The organism is Chitinophaga niabensis, assembly GCF_900129465.1.
Lineage (GTDB): Bacteria > Bacteroidota > Bacteroidia > Chitinophagales > Chitinophagaceae > Chitinophaga > Chitinophaga niabensis.
The window spans coordinates 293,608-315,951 of record NZ_FSRA01000001.1; the positions used below are offsets into that span (position 1 = coordinate 293,608).

At 45.1% G+C, this 22,344-nt stretch carries 14 protein-coding genes; 12 read left to right on the forward strand and 2 right to left on the reverse strand.

The features are described 5' to 3' along the window. The first annotated feature begins 7 nt into the window (after positions 1-7). From BUR42_RS01240 to BUR42_RS01270, 7 genes are read left to right on the forward strand one after another with little or no spacing between them, the layout of a single operon-like run. Positions 8-1,519: a RagB/SusD family nutrient uptake outer membrane protein gene (locus tag BUR42_RS01240; protein ID WP_074237358.1), complete on the forward strand. Its 1,512-nt coding sequence runs from the start codon at positions 8-10 to the stop codon at positions 1,517-1,519. A 12-nt stretch (positions 1,520-1,531) separates the two neighbouring features. Then, positions 1,532-2,443 carry a hypothetical protein gene (locus tag BUR42_RS01245; RefSeq protein ID WP_143197294.1) on the forward strand — a complete coding sequence of 304 codons (912 nt, stop codon included), beginning with the start codon at positions 1,532-1,534 and terminating at the stop codon, positions 2,441-2,443. A gap of 24 nt (positions 2,444-2,467) precedes the next feature. Further along, positions 2,468-3,553, forward strand: coding sequence for a TlpA disulfide reductase family protein (locus tag BUR42_RS01250; protein ID WP_074237360.1), 1,086 nt, complete (start codon positions 2,468-2,470; stop codon positions 3,551-3,553). Positions 3,554-3,576: 23 nt separating this feature from the next. Next, the gene (locus tag BUR42_RS01255) at positions 3,577-4,497 is read left to right on the forward strand and encodes an ABC transporter ATP-binding protein (RefSeq protein WP_074237361.1); all 921 of its coding nucleotides are present in this window, start codon (positions 3,577-3,579) and stop codon (positions 4,495-4,497) included. 23 nt (positions 4,498-4,520) lie between these two features. Further along, positions 4,521-6,815 (forward strand): Gldg family protein, encoded by a 2,295-nt coding sequence (locus tag BUR42_RS01260; protein WP_074237362.1) that lies wholly within the window; start codon positions 4,521-4,523, stop codon positions 6,813-6,815. Positions 6,816-6,837: 22 nt separating this feature from the next. Continuing rightward, positions 6,838-8,181 (forward strand): MutS-related protein, encoded by a 1,344-nt coding sequence (locus tag BUR42_RS01265; RefSeq protein ID WP_074237363.1) that lies wholly within the window; start codon positions 6,838-6,840, stop codon positions 8,179-8,181. After that, positions 8,178-9,542: a MutS-related protein gene (locus BUR42_RS01270; RefSeq protein WP_074237364.1), complete on the forward strand. Its 1,365-nt coding sequence runs from the start codon at positions 8,178-8,180 to the stop codon at positions 9,540-9,542. Before BUR42_RS01265 ends, BUR42_RS01270 begins: the two co-directional genes overlap by 4 nt. Before the next feature lie 19 nt (positions 9,543-9,561). On the opposite strand, the gene BUR42_RS01275 is transcribed toward BUR42_RS01270, so the two are convergent. Together BUR42_RS01275 and BUR42_RS01280 are read right to left on the reverse strand one after the other, a co-directional pair. Next, on the reverse strand, positions 9,562-12,747 hold the full coding sequence (locus BUR42_RS01275) for an ATP-binding protein (RefSeq protein ID WP_074237365.1): 3,186 nt from the start codon (positions 12,745-12,747) through the stop codon (positions 9,562-9,564). After that, positions 12,747-14,594: a CHAT domain-containing protein gene (locus tag BUR42_RS01280; protein WP_074237366.1), complete on the reverse strand. Its 1,848-nt coding sequence runs from the start codon at positions 14,592-14,594 to the stop codon at positions 12,747-12,749. Before BUR42_RS01280 ends, BUR42_RS01275 begins: the two co-directional genes overlap by 1 nt. Positions 14,595-14,824: 230 nt before the next feature. Here BUR42_RS01280 and BUR42_RS01285 point away from each other — a divergent pair, with 230 nt between their 5' ends. From BUR42_RS01285 to BUR42_RS01305, 5 genes are all read left to right on the forward strand, one after another. Continuing rightward, positions 14,825-18,205, forward strand: coding sequence for a caspase family protein (locus BUR42_RS01285; protein ID WP_074237367.1), 3,381 nt, complete (start codon positions 14,825-14,827; stop codon positions 18,203-18,205). Positions 18,206-18,225: 20 nt separating this feature from the next. Then, a complete protein-coding gene (locus BUR42_RS01290) occupies positions 18,226-20,829 on the forward strand; it encodes a S8 family serine peptidase (RefSeq protein WP_074237368.1) in 2,604 nt (867 codons plus the stop codon). A gap of 31 nt (positions 20,830-20,860) precedes the next feature. Next, on the forward strand, positions 20,861-21,316 hold the full coding sequence (locus BUR42_RS01295; protein ID WP_074237369.1) for a GyrI-like domain-containing protein: 456 nt from the start codon (positions 20,861-20,863) through the stop codon (positions 21,314-21,316). Continuing rightward, complete coding sequence (locus BUR42_RS01300; protein WP_074237370.1) at positions 21,313-21,657, forward strand: DUF1801 domain-containing protein; 345 nt, start codon at positions 21,313-21,315, stop codon at positions 21,655-21,657. The genes BUR42_RS01295 and BUR42_RS01300 overlap by 4 nt, the downstream gene beginning before the upstream one ends. A 144-nt stretch (positions 21,658-21,801) precedes the next feature. Next, positions 21,802-22,299, forward strand: a complete 498-nt coding sequence (locus BUR42_RS01305; protein WP_074237371.1) for a hypothetical protein — start codon at positions 21,802-21,804, stop codon at positions 22,297-22,299. The last annotated feature ends 45 nt before the right edge of the window (positions 22,300-22,344 follow it).

A 22,344-nucleotide genomic window follows, 5' to 3' on the forward strand; every position in this document is an offset into this window, starting at 1 on the left:
GTGAATTATGAAGAACAGCATACTCAGAAATATACTGGTTTTTCTCCTGATCCTGTCTGCATCAGGATGTAAAAAATTCCTGGAAGAATACAGCCAGGACGAGGTACGGCCAGGCTCTGCAAATGATTTGCAGCAACTGATGATCGGCGAAGTATATCCGATCAAAACACATTTCATTAAATACATCGATCTGATGACGGATGATGTGACCAGCAATTTTGTAAATGATGAGAATACCTTATACCGCCTGTATAATGGAGAACCTGCCTTTACCTGGCGTGCAGACATGTTTGAGACGATGACAGATAAAGGTTTGGCTGCAGTAGATACCTACGAACATTATTATCGTTGTATAAAAGGCTGCAATGTGGTGCTGGACATGATTGAAAAGGTGAGCGGTTCCGAGGGAGATAAATCGAATGTGAAAGGGCAGGCCCTGGCTATGCGCGCTTATTACTATTTTATGCTGGTGAACCTGTTTTCCCAGCCTTATAATACAATAGGCCTGGACCTGGATAAAGCACCCGGAGTACCATTGATGCTCAGTTCGGTTGTGACGGATGAGCTGCCTTCCAGGGCTTCCATGAGGGAGGTCTACCGGCAGATTGAAGCAGATCTTTTGGCTGCTGCACCATTGCTGGAACAGTATGGCCAGAAAAACTCAAAGTTAAAAGCATCCGATCTGTTTGTTTATACGCTTTTATCAAGGATGTACCTCTACATGGAAAAATGGGATAAGTCAGTTGAGTATGCCGGTAAGGTGATTGAGCGTAAACCGCAGCTGCTTAAATTATCCAATTATACCATCCCGGTAAATACAGCTAACTCAACAGTGAATGTTTTTGATCTGAATAGTCCGGAAGCCATATGGATGTTTTCAAGCCATGAGGAATTTAACCAGTTCTTTGCTTTACCGGCAGCTTATGGTAAAGCACCGTTTTATGCGGTATCCCCTGAGCTGGAGGCGGCGTATGACTACAATTGGACAACCGGCGCGGCAAACAAAAAGGACCTGAGACCTGCTTTCTTTTATGTAAGGTATTACATCTCGGCAACCACCTATGATGTGAAACTATTATACGGCTCAAAAACAGGCAGCAGTTATTATACGAAAGGAATGAGAGTGGCTGAACTGTACCTGAACAGAGCAGAGGGCCTGATACAGCAATACCTGAAAAATGGCGATGAAGCCCTTCGCATGGCAGCACTGGCGGACTTAAATCATTTAAGGGAATACCGGTATGATACGAGAACTGTTAGCTATCAACCGGTAAACATTGCAAACGGCCAGGCCCTTCTTGAATTCTGCAGGGAAGAAAGAAGACGCGAGCTGTGCTTTGAAGAACATCGCTGGTTTGATCTGAGGCGTTATGGTATGCCACAGCTTAAACATACATTCAGGGGTTTTGAGAACCAGTCTCCCAGAGAGTATATATTGGAAAAGGGAGATAAACGTTATGTTTTGCCCTTACCTCAAACCGTACTGCAAAGAAACCCAAATCTAACACCAAACCCATAAACAGAGATCTATATGATAAGATTTAATGTGGGAGCAATCCTGCTCCTGCTGTGTGTGATCACAGCAGGCTGCGATAAAAAAGAAGAGGCTTTGATTGCAACTAAAGAGCCTGAAGCTGTATACGGCGACTTTACATTACCTCAGGGGGAGCATGACTATGACAATAACATTGTAGATTTTTATAAAAAATACAATACGCTTATACTCTATAAGTTTGAGGATAAGGATATTTTCTGGGACGTGCAAAGGTCAATAAATCAGTGTAAGTACAACCCCGTAACTAATAAAACAACCAGCGGGTATCTGTATACCCGGGCAGACGAGACTTACATCTCCCAGCAACTGAGTTTATTGCACGAAAAATTCTTCAGGTACTTTTCAGATGATTTCCTTAAGCAACATCTCCCAAGAAAAATATTCCTGATGGATAAATACCTCCTGGTAAGTGCAGGAACAGGCACACCTGATAAGCAAACAAGTGTAAAATACGCGGCAACTGCAGGAATAGATTACCTGGGTGTAACAGGAGGCGGAAAAGAGATCCTCACCATGACGGCGGCTGAAAAATATACTTATAAAGGAGAAATAGTCAACTTTTTCCTGCAGCGGCTGATCAGCAATGGTACAATTGTTCCTCCGGCTGCTTTTACAGACCTGACCAATTATTCATTGTCTATGCCTACCTGGGAGATCACCTATGGGAATGGGATCATTGATTGGAACCGCAGGCAGCCATTAACAGACTGGGCAGCTTATGTTGAGCTGCTGGTGAAGAATACGGACGCAAAACTAAATGCCACGGGAGGTTTTTTAAACCCGGCCATCGATAATAAAGGCACCATAAGGAAAAAGTGTAACGTAGTGATCAATCACTTTAAAACCCGGTTTAATATCGATCTGCAGGCCATTGGAAATGAACTGTAGGATCACAAGAAATAAATACTGCATATGCACACCTTACTGTTACATCTTTTTTTATTATTAAACCAGGGCTTTTCACCCGCCGATCCATACAAATTCTCTATTGACGGGAGGATAGAAGGAATAACCACCGGGAAATTTGCCGTTTTATCCACGGAGGGGAAGGAGCTGCTTTCCATACCCATCAAAGAAGGGAAGTTTTATTTGAAAGCTGAACTTAAAGAAACAGGGCAATATATTATCCAGGTGAATGAAGCCAAAAGATATTGTTTTCTGGACGGCCGTGAGATGACGCTTTTCTGTTCCTACAAAAATATAGATGCAGCCAGTTTGAAAGGTTCCCCGGCAAATGAACTATACCGGCAGTATTATCAAATGATCGCGGAAAAATTAGATAATAAAATTAACGGTATACTCAGGGAATATAGGGCGGCCTTGCATGATGGAGACACAGTTTTAGCTGATCAGAAGATAGACCTGATCTTACAACTCGAAGAACAGCGGTATCCCATAACTAAAGAATTTGTACAGAACAACCGGAACAATGTTTTTTCTGCATACATATCGGATGTGGTGAAAGATGAAAGCTTTGAAAAAGGAAAGGAGCTCTACGGGATCCTGTCGGAACAAATTCAGCATAACTATTTCGGAAAGCTGTTGAAACAGCATGTGGATGAACTGAAGATTTCAGCTATAGGTGCCGTTTCTCCGGATTTTAAGATCCGGTCAGAAACAGGAGAACTTGTTTCCTTGTCTTCTCTGAAAGGCAGGATCCTGGTATTGGACTTTTGGGCTTCCTGGTGCGGGCCATGCATCCAGGAAATGAAGTACCTCAAAAAGATGTATTCCGGGCTTGAAAAAGGAAAAATAGCGTTTGTCAGCATTTCTCTGGACGACTCACCAGGGAAATGGAAAGAAGCATATGAAAAAGAACAGGTCCCCTGGATAAATCTTCATGAAGAAAAGGGATGGAAGGATTCAGAGATCCGTAAACTGTATGGCATACATACCATTCCCTTTGTGGTGTTGCTGGATGAGCAAGGGAGGATAGTCGCCAAAAACCTGCGCAGAGGAGGTTTGCAGGCTAAGCTGCAAGAGCTGTTGAACAAATAAAATGTAAAAGCTTAAAAAGAAATATGGAAGAACTGATTGTAAAGGTCGAAAAATTATCTCATCGCTATAGTGCCCAGTGGGCTGTACGTGATCTCGATTTTGAGATCTACAGGAACGGCATCTACGGACTTTTAGGCTCTAACGGCGCAGGAAAATCGACCACAATGAATATCATGTGTGGCGTATTAAAGCAGACCGAAGGAAATATTTACATTAAAGGGATCAATATCAGGGAAAACCCGGTTGAGGCCAAACGCCACATCGGCTTTTTGCCACAGAAGCCCCCATTGCATATGGAACTCACTGTCAGGGAGTACCTGAGTTTCTGTGCAAAGTTAAGAGATATCCCTGCAAAAGAGGTAACAAGGTCGGTTAATGAAGTGATGGAGCGCTGTTCCTTGGCACATTTTAGTAACCGGTTGACCCGTAACCTTTCCGGCGGCTACCAGCAGCGTGTAGGAATTGCACAGGCTATTATACACAAGCCGGACCTGGTGGTGCTGGATGAACCTACCAATGGTTTGGATCCGAACCAGATCTTTGAGATCCGTCACCTGATCAAAGAGATTGCGCACGAACGTACTGTTGTATTGTCAACACATATCCTTTCTGAAGTGCAGGCCACCTGTAAATACATCAGAATGATTGAGCAGGGACGGGTTGTTTTCTCCGGAACCATAGATGAATTTGATAATTACATTGTTCCGAACAGCCTGATGGTATCGCTGAGAGGAATGCCGCCTGCAGATGAATTGCTGACGATCCCCGGAGTAATAGAAGTAGAAGAGCTGGGCGGCCCGAAATATCGCCTGCGCTTCAATGATGGGCATGATGTGTCTAAACACGTAGTAGAGATCAGTGTTGCCCGTAACTGGGAACTTACCGAAATATACACGGAGAAAGGCTCTATGGATGCTGTTTTTGCAGAATTGTCGAAAAAATAAATTAAAGCAGAGAATACACATAAATGAAAAAGATACTCAATATAGCGATCACTGAATTACAGACCTTATTTTATTCGCCTGTTGCCTGGTTGATCCTGGTGGTTTTTACATTCCAGATGAGCGTGGGGTTTTCCGGCTTATTGGAAGGCTGGGTAAATTATTTTGCCACAGGCCGTCATGCTACGGAAATAACATTTGATATTTTTACCAGCAGATACGGTATGTTTTCGAGGGTTCAGCAATATTTATACCTGTATATTCCTTTGCTGACCATGAGTTTGATGAGCCGGGAGTTTAGCAGTGGTTCCATCAAACTGCTGTACTCATCGCCGGTTACCAACGTACAGATCATCCTGGGTAAATATCTGTCTATGATCATATATAGCCTGATATTGATCGGCATCATCATGATCTTTGGTTTGTATGGTGTATTTACTATTAAGAACTACGAGCTTGCAACTGTGCTTTCCGGTGTTTTGGGCTTGTTTTTACTGATCAGCGCATATGCTGCTATCGGTTTGTTTATGTCCAGCCTCACTCCCTACCAGGTAATAGCAGCAATAGGTACTTTAGTAATATTAGGCTTGTTAAGTTATGTGAGCAGTATGTGGCAGGATATTGCTTTTGTGCGGGACATCACTTACTGGCTCTCCATTTCCGGTCGCTCATCGTCGTTTATTTACGGGCTGATCGGTAGTGAGGATTGCCTGTACTTTATCATCGTGATCTGCCTGTTCCTGACGCTAACCATTGTACGTTTGCAATCCAACAGGCAAAAAAGCCGCTGGACGGTTTCCCTGGGTAAGTACGCCCTGGTCATCAGTGTAGCCATGCTGCTGGGATATACTACATCCAGGCCGGTATTCAAGGTTTTCTATGATGCTACACATAACAAGGTAAATACATTAACAAAGAATAGCCAGGATGTGATCAGCCGCTTAAAAGGAGGCCTTACCATCACTACCTATGTAAATGCATTAGACGAGTCCAATGCGGGACTTGCACTTCCAAGTGCAGTGAATAATGACATATCCCGCTTCGGACAATATACCCGGTTTAAACCGGAAATAAAGATGAAGTATGTTTATTACTACGATACAATTAATAGCGCCAGCCTGGAAAAAAGATTTCCAAATACGACCCTTAAACAAAAGCTGGACACTTTATCGAAGATCAGGGATATTGATCCCGGAATGTTTATAGCACCGGATGAGATAAAGGAACAAATAGACCTTTCTCAGGAGGGAAATCAGTTCGTACGTTTAATTGAACGGGAGAGTGGCGAGAAGACCTTTCTGAGGATCTATAACGATATGATGAAGCTGCCAACTGAAGCGGAAATAACCGCAGCGTTAAAAAGACTGACCATGAAGCTGCCGAAAGCTGGTTTCCTGGTTGGACATGGCGAGCGTAGCAGCCAGGGCGACGGAGGACGTGACTATAGTAATTTTGCGCAGGTGAAGAACTTCCGTTATGCACTGATCAACCAGGGTTTTGATGTGGTGGATGTTAGCCTGGATAAAGAGATCGCCAGGGACGTCACCATCCTGGTGATTGCAGATATCAGGACCCCTTTAACTGCGGATGAACAACAAAACCTGGATAAATATATTGCATCCGGAGGGAATCTTCTGATTGCAGGAGATGTAAAAAAACAGGACATCATGAACCCCCTGGTAAAGTCTTTTGGTGTACAATTTACTCCCGGAGTGCTGGTTAAACCTTCTAACGATCAGTTAGCCAACCTGGTTGTAGCCAGCGGCACAAAAAGATCTGAAGACCTGTTCTATCAGTTCAAACGCATCTATACAGATGAATATACGGTGACCATGCCGGGTGCAGTGGGGTTGGATTATAGCACAGATAAAGGTTTTGAGGTTACACCCGTTGTTGTTTCAGACTCCGCTACCTGGAATGAGCTGGAAACCACTAATTTCCTGGACGACAGCGTGAAATTTAATCCCGCCGCCGGAGAAGTGCAGAAATCCTATGCCACAGGCTTAGCCCTTTCAAAGAAAACAGGCAATAAGGAGCAGCGGATTATAATTTTAGGTGATGCAGATTGTTTGAGCAACAATGAGCTGGTGGCCAGCAGAAGGAAAATATGGGCTTCCAACTTTACATTGGTTACAGGGTTCTTTTACTGGCTGTCCGACTATGAAATGCCTATCGATATGCGCAGACCCAAAGGTACTGATGATGAACTTTTTGTAGGTAAAAAGGGCGCTTACAGGACCAGGATTGCATTTGTGTGGGTATTGCCTGGCCTGATGCTTTTAAGTGCCCTCGGGATCTGGATCCGCAGAAAGGGAAGATAGTTGTTGCTTAAAATAGAAGAGTATGAGCTTTGCTACAGACAAACAGACCTTGGACGACCTGAACATTTTTAATAAGTACAGCGGGAATGCCATCTATAACCTGTTTAATAAAACGCAGACCAGGGGCGGGGCAGAAGTACTGGAAAATATGTTTTTACATCCTCTTTCTGATAGAGATAAGATCATCAGGAGAAGTGAGGTGATTAAATATTTTCAGGAAAAAAATGTACAGTTCCCTTTTAAGACAGATGCATTTGATGCCATTGAATATTACCTGAACAATACGGACGACCGTACAAAGATAGTTGCAGAAGAGAACACACTGCAGCGAAAGTTCCGTAATTATATGGGAACGGATACCCAGTATGAACTGCTGTACAAGGGTATCATAGCTGTTATCGGATTGTTTAAAAGCATGTTTTCTTTTTTACAGGAAATAGATGCGGACAATGCTTGTGCGGCTTATCGCAAAGAGGTAACGGAAATAAGAGCAGTGTTGCAGAACAAGGAACTGAGCTGGATATACGAAGAAAATGGAACCCGGAAGATTGCTTATGCTAAAACAGCCGAATATGATCAGATCTTAAGGTTCACATCGCGGGACTTAATAACAAAACTGCTCTACCATATCTATAACCTGGATGTATACATCGCTGTGGCAAAGGTAGGTGGCAGTAAGGGTTTTACTTTTGCACAGGCACTGGAAACGGCAGACAATACGCTGTATATAGAAGGAATGTACCATGCACAGTTAACCAATCCGGTGCCTAATACTTTTGAAGTGAACCGGAACAGTAATGTTATCTTTCTTACCGGTGCAAATATGGCTGGCAAGTCTACCTTTATGAAGACCCTGGGTGTTACATTGTTTTTGGCGCATATGGGCTTTCCTGTACCTGCAAAGCATATGGAGTTCTCCGTACAAAAGGGCATGTTTACAACTATAAATCTGGCTGATAACCTGAATATGGGGTACAGCCATTTTTATGCTGAAGTGCTGCGCCTGAAAAAAGTGGCAGAATACGTTTCCCGTAATGAGCAGGTGATCATCATCTTTGATGAGCTGTTCAGAGGAACGAATGTAAAAGATGCTTATGATGCTACAGTAGCTGTTACGGAAGCTTTTGCTGCTAAACGGAACTGCACTTTCATCATTTCCACGCACATTATTGAGGCGGGGGAAGCATTAAAGGAAAATTGTGATAACATCAATTTCGTTTATTTCCCTACTGTTATGAATGGGAATGTTCCATCTTATACATATAAGTTAACCGCAGGTATTACAAACGACCGGCACGGAATGATGATCATCAATAATGAGCGTATCATAGAGCGCATCAGAAGCCGTAAAAATTCAATGAAATGAGCTTTATAGTAGATAAACAAACGCTGAACGACCTTAATATACCGGGTAAATATAAAGGCAACTCTATATTTAATTTGTTCGATCATACGCATACCCGGGGAGGGGTACGGCTGTTGGAAGCGCTGTTTCAGAAACCACTTTCTGATGCTGAAGCTATCAATTCCCGTAGCAGTATATTTCAGTATTTTCAGGCAAACGAAGTGGAATTTCCTGTGGGCAAAGACCTGCTTGACCAGGTTGAACATTATTTAAGTGGCAGTTCCGGCAGCAATATCGCCGGAGCTGCATTCATGATCCTGCAGAAAAAAGTACTGGACCGCATTACAGCAAAAGACGAATACAAAACAATACGGGCAGGGATTGTAGCAATGATCGGATTCATAAATCGTATGAACGACTTCTTTTGCAGGCTGGATACAATAAAGGCAGGAGGGCCATACCAGGAAACCGTACAGGCAATGAAACACCTTTTTAATAGTTCAGCGCTTAAGAACATGTTGTCAGAAAGTGGAGCATCTGTATTATCACTGGCAAAGGTGATCAGGTACGACTATATTTTAAGGCATCTCTGCCAGGAAGAGCTTAAAAAGGTAATGCAGGTTTTGTATGAAACTGATGTTTATATCACCGTTGCAAAAATAGCCAGGGCCCGCAAGTTTGTTTACGCCAGGGCTGTTCCTTTTGCAGAAGGGAAGAACCATATTTACATTAATAACGTTTTTCATCCCCAGGTACCTGGGGCTATTGCCAATAGTGCTCATGTAGATCATGGGCATAACTTAATTTTCCTTACCGGTGCAAATATGGCAGGGAAATCAACCTTCATGAAATCTTTTGGTATTGCCGTGTATCTTGCGCATATGGGATTTCCTGTCGCTGCGGAAGAGATGACCTTTTCAGTACAGGATGGCATGTATACTTCTATTAATGTGCCCGATAACCTGGATATGGGATACAGTCATTTCTATGCAGAAGTACTCCGGGTAAAACATGTTGCCGATGAAGTAAGCGCTGCTAAGAACATGGTGATCATTTTTGATGAATTGTTTAAAGGCACCAATGTAAAGGATGCCTATGATGCTACTGTAGCAGTTACTGAAGCCTTTTCCGAAAACAGGAACTGCAGCTTTATTGTTTCTACACATATTGTAGAAGCCGGAGAAACGCTGCAGCAACATTGTTCAAATATGCAGTTTGTTTACTTCCCGACTGTCATGAATAAAGAAGTGCCGGCTTATACCTATAAACTGGAAAAGGGGATCTCAAATGACCGGCACGGTATGATGATCATTAAAAAGGAACGTATTGTAGAGATTATTAAGGGGGCTGCTTTGCAGGACCTGGATACAGCCTGCCAGTGATCATAACCCTTGCTGATACCTACTTAAACCTTAACCCCAAATCCTTCCGCCGCTGCCTGGATATCTCCATATGAAGCGGAGGTTTCTTCAGCAACAACCACGATTTCCTCGCACTGAACACATTCAGGGAATCCAGGTTGTTTTTAAACACACTCAGGTACTGGTCCCGCACATAGTAAAGCACTGTTCCGTTCTCAGACATACCATAGCGGTCATTTGCAGTTAACATCAGCCCGGTTTTAACACGCAGGTCTTTATTCAATACCAGTAATTTATTCTTTTTGGTGAGGATCAGCAGTTCATCAGCTGCTTTATTGTACTGTATGGTCTCAAACCCATCCTTATGAAAGAACGGCCCTGCAACAAGTTTTCCTTCAAGGTCCCTCCGCCATAAGGTATCCGTATTAGTAGAACTGTAACTGATCCACTCCGGTTGCCACCAGGGAATATTTTCGGCAAAATGATGATGCTCCGCCCAGTTATCCCGCTTGAGCGTGATAAAAGCGTTTTTATCAAAGTTGGTAGCCAGCAGGGTTTCATTAAACATCTGCCGCGCGTTATTTTCCATATTGATCAGTTCTGTTCCCTGGCTCGTTTTAGCAATCAGCCTGTTTTTAGCAGAACTCCCGTAAGCATAGGTGTAGTAGTTATTGCTTTCAAACCTGTGTACCTGCTGCCCTTGCAATAAGGATATAACATTATCCGCTCCCCAGACCATATCCCCGTCTTCCGTGAAATCCGCAAAGGTTACCCCTTCTGTTCTTTTCAGCAATTGCCCTTTTTCATCATAGAGGTCCAGGTAATTGATATAAGCCGGCGAACTATACAGCGTAATGAATTTTTTATGATCGGGGGCAGAAGTGATGGTATATTGAGAAGGCAGTACCGCAATCTCTTCATTCTGCTGGGAGCGTACCTGCACCCTGTCTGTAAAATCGCCATCATCATTCATTTCAATGAAGGGAATAACCAGGTTCCCGCCGGCTGTGAACCTCACCCGGTAAGAATCAAAGGCGGTATAAGCTCCTCCTGCCACTACATCTTCCGCGCCATGCAGGAAACGTTTAGGCCCAAGGTTGATGGTACGTTCGCTTTTCAACTGGCAGTCATACAGGGTGAACTCCTGCGGAAATTGTGCTTCAGCAGAATAACGCTGCGGTTTCTTTCTGCTTCCCTTTTCCGTGGGTGCTGCCGTAGGTACAGTATTACATAATAACAGTATGCCCGGTTTATTGGTAAAATAAGCATAAGAGATATTGAAGAATGTATCTATCCGCGTACCCTTGCCATCCATTACCACATAACGATGCATTTTGTTCCCGCTTTCTTCCCCATCATTCACCATCACCAGGTACTTCCCGTCTACAGACATATCAATATGGTTCAGGTTCAGGATCGGGTTCTGCAATGTATCATTGAACTCGCTGAACAAACTCTGTATGCTCTGCGTCTGCATATATTCCAGCAGTTTGTCATTCACCTTTACCGTATCGGCCCCGAACACCTTTTCCTTGATCGGATCAAAGAGGTTGATGGCTTCCAGGGGCTGCAGGTTTTTCATCTCATAGCCCATGTACACCAGGCTTTCATTCCGGTTAAACTCCTTTTTCAGCGTTTCAGAGTAAAAATAAAGAGCTGTGGAAGAGATCAGCAGGAAACCGCCTGCCACCCAGCCCCATCTCATTTTCTTCTGCCGCTGTTTGAGATCGGAGAGTTTCTTTTCCCGTGCTGCTGTTTCCAATGCTTCCTTTCGTTCTTTATCGATCAGGTCCTGCTCTTCTTTTTCACGGGTGGCAAGGCTTACGTTATAAAAATCCAGGATCTCCTTTGAAAGGTTCAGTTGTTCTATATAAGGCCGGTAAGATTCGAGCTCTTTCCGCGTAAGGTATTCACTGGTTGATTCTTTGAAACCATTGAAACGGCTGCGGATCTGCTGGTCTGTGAAACCTGCTTTCCGCTGATCTTCTGTTCTCCTGTTATCAATAAGCCCTGCGAGTACATCATGGGCCAGCTCATACGTCTGGCCATCTGTACGGAGGATCTTGTTCTTTTCTAATTCCGCCAGGCAGCGGATCATCAGTTGCCCGGAGCGGTTTTGCAGATAGGGTGCCACCTGCCCTGTAAACCAGATGCCGTTATTAATACGGAGGTAAGCTAACGGCCGTTTGGTACCTTCCGGGGTTACAAATCCATCCAGTGCATTACTTACAAAATCCGGCGGAATATCCGGGAACTCACTTTGCAGCACATCCTGTATCACTGTGATCCGTTCTTTAATGAAACGGTTCAGCACATCATTCATCCGCCCGAAGTTCTTAATGATATCGCTATTGATATTGATCTCCGGGTATTCATTTCCTACGGATACCACTTTAAAACCCGTATTCAGGTAAACGGTGCGCCATAGCTGGTCCAGGTAGATCTGCAAATAGGGCAGGGATACCGTGTTCTTTTCCGTCAGTACATTGATGATCTGTTTGGCATTTTCATTGCCCTGTTCCAGTGTGATATTGAATTTTCTGCAGGAGCGCATGATCACATCTTCCACGTTCTTGGGGTTCATGGGTTCTATGCGCAAACGCCGGTCACAGAAGTCGGGGATCTCTTTTTCAAATTCACTGAGCCCTGCAAAGAATTCTTCCCGCATAATGAACAACAGGTTGCAGAATTGCAGGTCGGAAGAGGAGAGTATCCTGTCTACAATACTGATGAAAGTAGCTTTCTCTCTTTCGCTGCCCATGATCAGCAGTTCTTCAAACTGGTCGAAGATGAGGTATACCGGTCTTAAGTACCGGAGATTGATCTCTTTGAGGGTAGCATAGATCTTTTCGCGAAAACCGGAAGTGGCTGCCTGTGGACGGATGGTGTTTACATTTGTTCTGCCTTGCAGGGCATTGGCAACATTTACTTCCGGTTCCTGTACGGTAATGGCCTGTTCAATGGTTTTCCAGAGGGAATCGTTGATGTTTTCCCCGCGGCGTACAAAAAAAGGCGTCCAGTCTGTATCTTCCATCCGGTTCATCAGGCCGCATTGCACAATACTGGTTTTACCCGTGCCGCTGGTGCCATAAACGAGTACTAACCTGTTCTTATGAATGTGTTGATATAACTGTTTGATCTCTTCGTCCCTGCCGAAGAAAATTTCCGCATCGTTCCGGCCATAAGGATCGAGGAATTTAAAGGGGCTGTTGATGAACTTTTCCATTATGGATGCACGATTATTTCATGTAATGCAAATTCTTTGAAGGCATTCAGTTGTTTGCAGACGGCTTCATATCGGCCCTGTTCCTGCTGCTCCGTCCGCCCGAATTTCCGGTTGATATTGATCTCTACGCGGTTCAGTTCATCATCCGGTTTACTCACGTTCCTGAAAACATATACATCCCCGCTGAAGTTGCCATAGAACACAAGGTTAGACCTGTCTGAACGGCTTTCGAAAGAGTTGATGTCTACCACTAATGGAGAGAGATTGAGGAAGGCCAGTTCTTCCCCTTTGTATTGCCTTCTTTCTACATTGAAAACATTCAGGCTTTGCTTCGTGAGGATCACGCCGCTATTGTCCAGGTGTTTAGCCAGCAGGTAGTAGTTCACTTCATGGCTTGCATTGGAGTTCATTAGTTTTACTACCTGGTGATCGAATTCCGTGCTGGTATCGTGCCGGAACTTGTTGATGCGGATGTTCTGAATGCTGGTGAGTGTATAGCGGTGCAGGAAGCCCAGTTTCTCAAAGAAAACGGATAACATCTCTTCTGCGGTAAGGCAAAGCTGTGGTACTTCCGGTTCCTGGATCATGGGCGGATCGTTGGGATTGGAAATAGAAAAATAAGTAGCAGTGCGGATGTAGGAAAGGTATTCGCAGGCATCTCCGAATGGTTTGTTCGCAACATCTTCTTCCCTTAATGTTTCCAGTTCTGTTACAAAGTAATTCACATTTGCCTGCGTATCTATGAATTTACGGATGGCTTTGATCAGGGTGCTGTAATTATATACTGCCCGTTCGTGGATCGTGAGGTTGAAGTACTTTTCCATCAGGTCCGAGATCTCATCCGGGAGGGCTGTTACCTGTTTGGTGATCTTCAGTTCCCAAAGCTGGGAGATCATAATGATACCCATGAATTCCGTGGTGATATGGAATACGCGGGCTATCTGCTCCAGCCTTTTAATACCCGGTTTTTTCAGGGCATCTGCACCATATTCTGCTGCAAACAGGGTTTTCAGTTGTATAGCGATAGGATGGGGGAATACATCCATGATCGTTTTCTGAAAAACATTGTCTTCGATGATCTCCTGTTTCTTCCTTTCGTCTAATTGCTGAGCGGGAACATTGCCATCTAATACCAAAGCCGTAAAAATGGTTTGGGTAAGTTGAAGGTTAGGTTCGTACGCTACCTCTGTTTGTGTAGCTTCCACCGGGATGGGGGAAGAGTCCACAGCCTCAGCCTTTTTATAGAATAAGCCCCAGAAAGGTTCACGGGGTTTTTCGCCCGGGATGTTCAAGGCCCGGTTCATGGGTTCGCCCAGGCCAAGGGAAACATTGGTGGCAGCGGTTTGTGCACTGGCCAATGCAGCCGTAAATGCATAACGCGTGGTCATTCTTTTCTGGCAGAGGTTCCGGAAGAGTTCTATGCCAAATATCTTCGCGGTGATATCATTGATGGAGGCGCTGGTAGCTATTACAGCAGGGACGCCCAGTTCCAGGAGTTGGTTTACCTGCGCGCCGGTAGAACATCCGTTCAATATCACCAGTTTTAAAGCACCGCTGCCGATACTGGGTTGCAACTGGAAGGCAATGCCTTTGCCATTTGCCGCCTGGTCATTAAAGAGAAGGGATTGCTGGTCCGCATGCCCGGCATAATGAAAGATGCCGATGTTACTGCCATGTATACTGAAAGCACTGTTAATATTGTCTATCGTAGCGTAAGATTCCCGGTGAATATTATAGTTCCCGCGGTTGTTTTCATTAAGGATGGTGTGAATCCCTGCATCTTCCTCCGTAATGGATTTCAGTGGCTGCTCCGAACTGTTGGCGAAGGAAATAATAATCGTTTTCATGACAAGAAGCTTGGGGTAATAAAATAATCGTCACTCCACTGGAATAGTGCCTGCCTGCTGCAAAAACATATTGGGGTTCTTTGGAGTAAACAATTAATTGCTATATGTAAGTTACGATTTTTAAAAGAAATTGTAACTTTATTTGTAGAAGCTTCAATAAAGCTGTAAGTTTAAATTGTAGTCCCAAAAACTTCAAACCCCGGAAATTTCGCAATACAAAATATAGTAATATGCAACAGTGCACATTGTATGCCACCTTCGTTGGTATAAATGCTTACCCCGAAGGGCAGCTCAGCGGCTGTATTGCCGACGTGCTGGACCTCGATCTCTTATTGCGGGAACAGATCGCACAGCAGAAAGAGGTGGTGTATAAACCTCAGTATTTCCTTGCACCAAATGAGGCGGACAAAACACGGCTGGCAGAATATCCCACACAATTGGATTATAAATCTCCCACCTTCGCCAACATTACCAAAGAGGCTTTCCGGCATTTCAAAGACGCAAAAAAAGGCGATATCTGCCTCTTCTATTATAGCGGCCATGGCTCACAAATAGATGCGCCTTCCGTGTTCCATTTTTCTAAACCGGATCAGCAGAACGAAACCATCGTATGTGTGGATAGTCGCGATCCCGCAGAGCCAGAGGCCCGCGACATTATAGATAAAGAACTCGCCTACCTCATCTGGCAGGCCTTCGATAAAAAGGAATCGCATAACCTGGTGATCATGGATTGCTGTCATTCCGGGAACAATACCCGCTCCCTGATGAAAACAGCGCCTGAGGTGAAGTTCCGCTTCATCCCTTCCAGCCGGAATAAAATACCTTTTGAATCCTACATCGGTTATGGTGATGGTGCTTTTTATACGGTAGAAGATGGCAACGCGAAGATTAAAACGCCCCGTTACGTACATTTAGCCTCCTGCCGCGACGATGAAAAAGCACAGGAAACAATGGGCGGTGGCCTGTTCACCGTAAAACTCCTGGAAGCATTAAGGGCCGGGGGAACGGCTAAAAGTTACCGCAACCTCATGCAAAGCCTTGCTATTACAGTAGGCAACAGGGCAGATAAACAAACCCCCGTGGCATTTTCGCAGGAAGATAAAGATCTGGACCAGCAATTCCTGTCTTCTTCCATCATTCCTTATAAACCTACTTTTGAAGTAAGGGGAGGAAGGAGCTGGAAGATGTTCGGCGGCGCCATACACAGTTTAACTGCTGGCACAAAAGTACGGGTAACGGATGGAGAACTCACAGCGGACGTGGCTTTGCTGGAAGTATTTCCTACCCATTCCATATTAGATCCCACCGGTATGAGGGCCTTTGATACAGACACAGAAACCGCTAAAGCGATTGTGCTGAAGGTTCCGGAGCCTTTTATGAAAGTTTCAGTAAAAGTGAAAGATCCCAAACCCCTGAAAGATGCTTATCGTCATCCATATTTCACTTTGCTGTTTGAAGAGAATGCCCCAGGTGCGCAATATATTATTCAAACCCTTGAGGATGGCCAGTATGCATTGTTTGCTGTCAATGGCACCACACCTTTGTTTAAAAGAGAGCATGATCCCGCTGAATTCCTGGAGAATGTGAACAAAGTAGGTAACTGGCTGAATGCTGTTGAACTGAAGAACATAGATCCTGCATTTACAAAAGATGATTTCATTTTTGAATGGCAGGTCATTGAAGGAGTAGAAGATGTGGATGCTGTGAAGGAGGAATTGAAACCACAGGCAGAAGGTGTAACACTGCATTACAGGAATGGTTTCTCTCCGGCATTCCGGCTGAAGATCTCGATCAGTCCAAAAGCTGCATTCACTTCCTGCTATATCAAAGCATTATACCTGGATAGCACTTATGGTATTAATGGAGACCTCATCCGTGATGATAACAATCAGCTGGAAGGTGGCAATGGCATCTTTTTATCTTATGCAATAGGAACAGAAACATTTGTTACGCTGCCAGTGATCCTGGAAAAAAAGTACAGCTTATACAATATCAACGAGGCCATTGATCTTTTAAAGATCGTAGTGTCTGATACCAGGATGAACCTGGATCAATACAATCAGGAAACACTTGAGCTGGATGATCCCAACGGAGGCACACGTGCTATTGATGTAACCCGGACAAGAGCCGGTAAAACCGTAGAGCAACCCAGGTGGTCCATTTTCACTTTTGATATCAAATGTGTAGGTGAACAGAAGGAACAAATCCTGAAGCCGGGTGCCAAAGTTGACTTTGCCGGCTTCACCGTGGAAACACCGGATGGCATTTCTGCAAAAGCATTTGCCCTCACCGCAGCAGATCAGCAACAGGCATTTGAAGAAGTGAAAACCCGCAGCGCTGATGTGGCACCGGGTTTTAAGCCATCTGCCAATATCTGGGGAGAAGCTTTAACAGATACTCCCTTTGCACATATCCAGGCATTGGAACTATTCCCGGAAGGAGGTAAGTTGGAAATTCAGGAAGGCAAACCATTGATCATCCGGCCTAATGCTCCCCGCACAGCTACCCGTTCCCTGGGAGATGATAAACTTGAGGAAATAATCATCCCCTACGGTTACGATAGTAACCTGCAAATGTATATCCCCCTGGGGTATGCGGATGACAAAGGGAATATCTTCATAGAACAGCTGCCACCGGAAACGCCGGGCCAGTTAAGACCAGATGCCGTAAACACCCGCAGCCTGGGTTCTTCTGTTAAGTTGTTCTTCAAAAAGATCTTCCGCCCTAAGGAGGTGAACAAGCTTGTATTGTACGCCCTGGAAAACAAAGCGTGGGTGGAACAAAAGAACATGGATAAATTATCCAGCGGTGGCAAAGCCGTATTGCTTATACATGGCATTATCGGCGATACGAAGTATATGGTGGAAGTATTCAAGGAACATGCAGCAGGAATTGATTTCATTCTCACCTATGATTATGAAAATCTTTCCACCGCGGTTTCTCAAACAGCTGAAATTTTACACAACAAACTAAAGGCTGCCGGTTTCGGAGGAGCAGGAAAAATGCCGGAACTCAGTATTGTAGCCCATTCCATGGGAGGCCTTGTTTCCCGCTGGCTGATAGAACAGGTACCCGGTGTAAATTATGTAAAACGATTGATACTCGTTGGCTCTCCCTGTGGAGGATCTGAAATGGCGAAGCTGGGCGTGTCTGCATTCGGGCTGCTTACACAGGCGTTGAATGTTACCGGTCCTGTTAAGTATGCTATTACCGGTTTGTCTTATCTTCTGAAACATTTAAAACTGCATCCCGGAACAACGCTGCAGGAGTTAAGTCCCGGTTCTGATCTGTTGCAGAAATTATCCCTCTCTGGTATGGCAGACAAAGTGCAGTATCATATCATCGGTGGCAATACGGACCTGTTAAAGGATTACAACGGGGATGATTTCTTCCTGAAAAGGATAGCTGCTTCCCTGAAAGATAAAATACTGTACCCCGGTCTCTCTTTCGCCCTGTACGAAAAAGAGCCGAACGATATGGCCGTTACCCTGAAAAGTATGCAGGCCATTCATCAGCTGGATGCAACGGCGCAGGTACAGATCGTAGCCAGCAATCACCTCACCTATTTCCGCGAAGGAGAGAGCCTCACTAAATTATTGAAACTGATCTAACATCTTAAAACCTCAAAAACATGTCAAAAGGTTATTCATTGCACATTGGTTTAAATAATATCGACCCCGCCAATTATCCCGGTGTGCCTGATCTGAACGCCGCAGTGAACGATGCCGTTTTCTGGGAGTCTTACGCAAAGAAACTCGGTTACGAAACCAGATCCCTGCACAACAAATCCGCAACGGATACCGCAGTGCTGGATGCGTTACACGAGTATGCCGAAAAACTCAAACCGGGAGACATCCTGCTGTTAACCTACGCAGGCCACGGCAGCCAGATCCCCAATGAAAAAGGCAATGATTTTGCAGATGAAAAGAATGACCAGACCTGGTGTTTATATAACCGTGAATTACTGGATGATGAATTGTTCGAAGCCTTCAGTCAGTTTAAAGAAGGAACACGGATCCTCATTGTGAGTGATAGCTGCCATTCCGGTACCATGGCCAGAGCTTTGCCGGATGGTTCAAACCTGAGTGACCTGCTCGCAGATGGTTTGGACAGAGCAGTCGCCTCCCGGGGATTACGTTCCCGCAAATTACCTTTGGGCGTGGAACAACAGGTGGCACAACGTTTTGGAAAAACCGTCTATCAACCTTTACAGAAGAAGTATAAAAATAAAGCGCAGGTGGAAGGTGTGAAAGCATCCGTGAAATTGCTCGCTGCCTGCCAGGATGATCAAACCACTTTCGATGGAGAAGCAAACGGCGTATTCACAGAATCCTTTATCGATCTGTTCAGGAATCCCAAATTCAAAAAGGCCACGGCAGAAACACTGATCGATGAGATAAGGGAACGATATTATTTCCCCCGCCCTAACTTCTTCCAATACGGCGGTATTATCCCTTCTTTCGATAGATCTTTTCCCTTCCTCATAGAAATACCAGATGCCGCCGTAGTAAAAGGCACACGGGATCCTGATCTCAGCCCTTCAAAAGTATCCCGCTCTTTAACGGCAGAAGAACAATGGGATGATGTAAAAGTGAAGAGGAATGCACAACTCCTTATTGAAACAACCACACCATTGAATGATAAATTAGTAGGAGGGAAGGACATTGAAATATTGGAAAAGAAAGGCAATTTACTGTCAATAGAATTATTAAATACGCCACACGAACATGCCTGGAGTGCAGCACACGCACTGCAACAGGCATTAAAAGCACAGGGAGTCGATGCCACAGTAGAACCCACGCTCAGTGTAAGCCCTGCACAGGATAAACGTGCCACAAGAGAGGGAGACATCAACAATCCAGACTTCATCAAAGAATGGCCACCCACTCATAATGATGCAACCGGCCGTATCGGCTGGCACCTGGATGATGAACATTCCCAGTTAGGCAAAGCACAGAAAGAAGTGCTCACCAAACCCGGTGCCCATGTACGCATTGCCCATTTTGATACAGGCTACATCGCAGGCCACGTTGCCCTGCCGGAAAAACTGGACCTGGTAAATCAACGCAGCTTTATCAATAAAGAAGATGCCTCCCAGGCTATCGATAAAGCAGACTCCGGCCAGGATGGTCATGGCTTAGGTACCATCACCTTACTGGCAGGCAAACAGGTAAAGAAGAGCGATACCTTCGATGAATACGAAGGATACATAGGCGGTATGCCTTTTGCAGATGTGATCCCCATGCGCATATCCGAGTCCGTAGTGATCCTGAACGACAAGAATTTCAGCGAAGCCATTGACTATGCCATTGAGAAAGGTTGTGAAGTGATCACCATGTCCATGGCCGGCAAACCCAGCAACAGGATGGCCCGCGCGGTGAACAAAGCGTACGAAGCAGGCATTGTACTGGTATCTGCTGCGAGCAACTGCTGGTATAAAGGAACAGGGGCTTTACTTCCCAAATGTGTAATGTATCCGGCTGCATTTGAAAGAGTGATTGCAGCCACCGGAGCCATGTACGATCACCATCCATATGATGTGAAATTCCTGAAAGCAGAGCAACGTGCTATCGGCACGCAATACATGCAAGGCTCCTGGGGCCCTGCTTCCAGGATGACCCGCGCATTGGCAGCATATACACCTAACACCCCATGGGCTTCCACGCATCATGCCTTCCTGCGCAGCGGCGGCGGTACTTCTTCCGCCACACCACAGGTAGCCGCAGCCGCAGCCATATATATTGCTTATCACAGGGAGGAGATGGAACAAAAAGGTTACTACAAAGAAGGCCGCAAATGGATGAAAGTAGAAGCCGTACGCAATGCCCTGTATGCATCCGCTAACAGGGATTTCGCCGAATGGGAGAAATATTATGGTAACGGCATCCTCAGAGCATACGATGCATTACAGGTACCTGTACCGGATGAATCCAAACTGGAGAAAGCCCCTTCTGCAGAAAGCAGCCTGTTTGGCGTAGTAGAAACCATCGGCTCCTTCTTCAAACGGCGTAAACTCTTCAGAAGCGCAGCGCCCAAACCACCGGAGGAAGCAGTAGCCATGGAACTGGTACATTTGTTGCAAACCGATCCGCAGTTCTTTGAACTGTATTCCACTATGGATCTCAGCGATCCCGCCGAAGTGGAGAAAGTGATTGAAACGCAGGCATTCCAGGAGAAGGTATTAAAATCCCCATACGCCTCTAATTATTTAAAGGAGGCAGTACTGCTGACATAGGGTTGTCACAAGTGGCAGATACCTTCACAACATGAAAACAGAATCCATCAACGCATTTAACCTCATCGGCCTCTCCCTTCGTACCACCAACGAAAACGGCCAGGCCTTTCAGGACATCCCTGCCCTCTGGCAGCAGTTCATGTCCCAAAACATAGCCGGAGCGATCCCCAACAAGACCGATCCGGCTATTTATTGCCTTTACACCAACTATGAGCTGGACCACACAAAGCCTTACACGGTGATCATTGGCTGTAAAGTATCCACCCTGGACGAGATCCCTGAAGGCTTGACCGGGGGCAGCTTCCAGTCCGGAAATTACGTTCGCCGCACAGCCAAAGGCGATCTGCAGAAAGGCGCCGTTGTAGAGGAATGGCAAAATATCTGGGCTGCCAACCTGCCCCGGAAATTTACAGCAGACTTCGAAGTATACGGGGAAAAAGCGCAGGACCCCGGAAATGCAGAAGTTGATATCTTTATCGCCGTATGAAACCCATAGACGAATATTATCATTATAAGGAAGAACCCGTAAAAAGCTGCCTGATGGCACTCCGGGAATACATCCTGCAACTGGACCCCCATATAACGGAGGCCTGGAAGTACAAAATGCCTTTCTTCTGCTATAAGGGAAAGATGTTCTGTTACCTTTGGATCCACAAGAAAACCCTCCAGCCCTATATAGGCATCGTGGAAGGCCGCCAGATCGAACATCCCCTCCTGATCCAGGAAGCCCGCGCCAGGATGAAGATCATGTTATTCAATGCGGAGGAGGACATCCCCATAAAAATCGTAGGTAAGATATTGAAGCAGGCTTTGGCCCTGTATAAATAGAACATCATTCTTTTTAACTAAAGAGGGTGCCTCAACAGAGGCACCCTCTTTGCTTTAGGGTAGTACAATCCAAGTACTGAGATTCGCTTGACATAGGCTCAACATTCGCTTTGATATGTGATATCTTATGTTTATCTTTGGGTTATGGCAATAATTGAAAACAATATCATTATGCGTGGTGCCAGCGGCAAACACGCAGACCAGATGGTCCTCCGTCAGCGTGGCGGCAAAACCGTGCTATGCAAGATGCCATGCGCATATCCTCCCAAAACCGCCAAACAGATAGCCAACCAGGAGCGCTTCAAAAGAGCGAACGATTTCGCCAAAGCCGCTGTCAAAGACCCGGAGAAGAAAGCCTATTATAAATCCATCGCCAAACCCCATCAGACGGCCTTTAACGCCGCCTTTCAGGACGCGTACAATAAACCCGAAGTAACCGTCACCCTGAAAGATCAAACCCTTACCATCAAAACAAAAGGCAAACACCGTATAGAAAAAGTAAAGATCATCACCCCTTCAAAAACAGGTCTTGCAGTTCTGAAGAATGACAGTTGGGAATACGAACTAAAAGGAAACGGCCCGGTAACAGTGCAGGTATATGATATTGCAGGTAATATATGTACTAAAGAGTTGCGACTTTAAAAAAAATTAGTACTTTAAGTACAGATAGTTATTTACCGTACCGAA

What these genes read in the sequence shown, in the direction of transcription:
- BUR42_RS01240 (WP_074237358.1), top strand. Translation starts at nt 8, where the DNA reads ATGAAGAACAGCATACTCAGAAATATACTGGTTTTTCTCCTGATCCTG.
- BUR42_RS01245 (WP_143197294.1), top strand. Translation starts at nt 1,532, where the DNA reads ATGATAAGATTTAATGTGGGAGCAATCCTGCTCCTGCTGTGTGTGATC.
- BUR42_RS01250 (WP_074237360.1), top strand. Translation starts at nt 2,468, where the DNA reads ATGCACACCTTACTGTTACATCTTTTTTTATTATTAAACCAGGGCTTT.
- BUR42_RS01255 (WP_074237361.1), top strand. Translation starts at nt 3,577, where the DNA reads ATGGAAGAACTGATTGTAAAGGTCGAAAAATTATCTCATCGCTATAGT.
- BUR42_RS01260 (WP_074237362.1), top strand. Translation starts at nt 4,521, where the DNA reads ATGAAAAAGATACTCAATATAGCGATCACTGAATTACAGACCTTATTT.
- BUR42_RS01265 (WP_074237363.1), top strand. Translation starts at nt 6,838, where the DNA reads ATGAGCTTTGCTACAGACAAACAGACCTTGGACGACCTGAACATTTTT.
- BUR42_RS01270 (WP_074237364.1), top strand. Translation starts at nt 8,178, where the DNA reads ATGAGCTTTATAGTAGATAAACAAACGCTGAACGACCTTAATATACCG.
- BUR42_RS01275 (WP_074237365.1), bottom strand. Translation starts at nt 12,747, where the DNA reads ATGGAAAAGTTCATCAACAGCCCCTTTAAATTCCTCGATCCTTATGGC.
- BUR42_RS01280 (WP_074237366.1), bottom strand. Translation starts at nt 14,594, where the DNA reads ATGAAAACGATTATTATTTCCTTCGCCAACAGTTCGGAGCAGCCACTG.
- BUR42_RS01285 (WP_074237367.1), top strand. Translation starts at nt 14,825, where the DNA reads ATGCAACAGTGCACATTGTATGCCACCTTCGTTGGTATAAATGCTTAC.
- BUR42_RS01290 (WP_074237368.1), top strand. Translation starts at nt 18,226, where the DNA reads ATGTCAAAAGGTTATTCATTGCACATTGGTTTAAATAATATCGACCCC.
- BUR42_RS01295 (WP_074237369.1), top strand. Translation starts at nt 20,861, where the DNA reads ATGAAAACAGAATCCATCAACGCATTTAACCTCATCGGCCTCTCCCTT.
- BUR42_RS01300 (WP_074237370.1), top strand. Translation starts at nt 21,313, where the DNA reads ATGAAACCCATAGACGAATATTATCATTATAAGGAAGAACCCGTAAAA.
- BUR42_RS01305 (WP_074237371.1), top strand. Translation starts at nt 21,802, where the DNA reads ATGGCAATAATTGAAAACAATATCATTATGCGTGGTGCCAGCGGCAAA.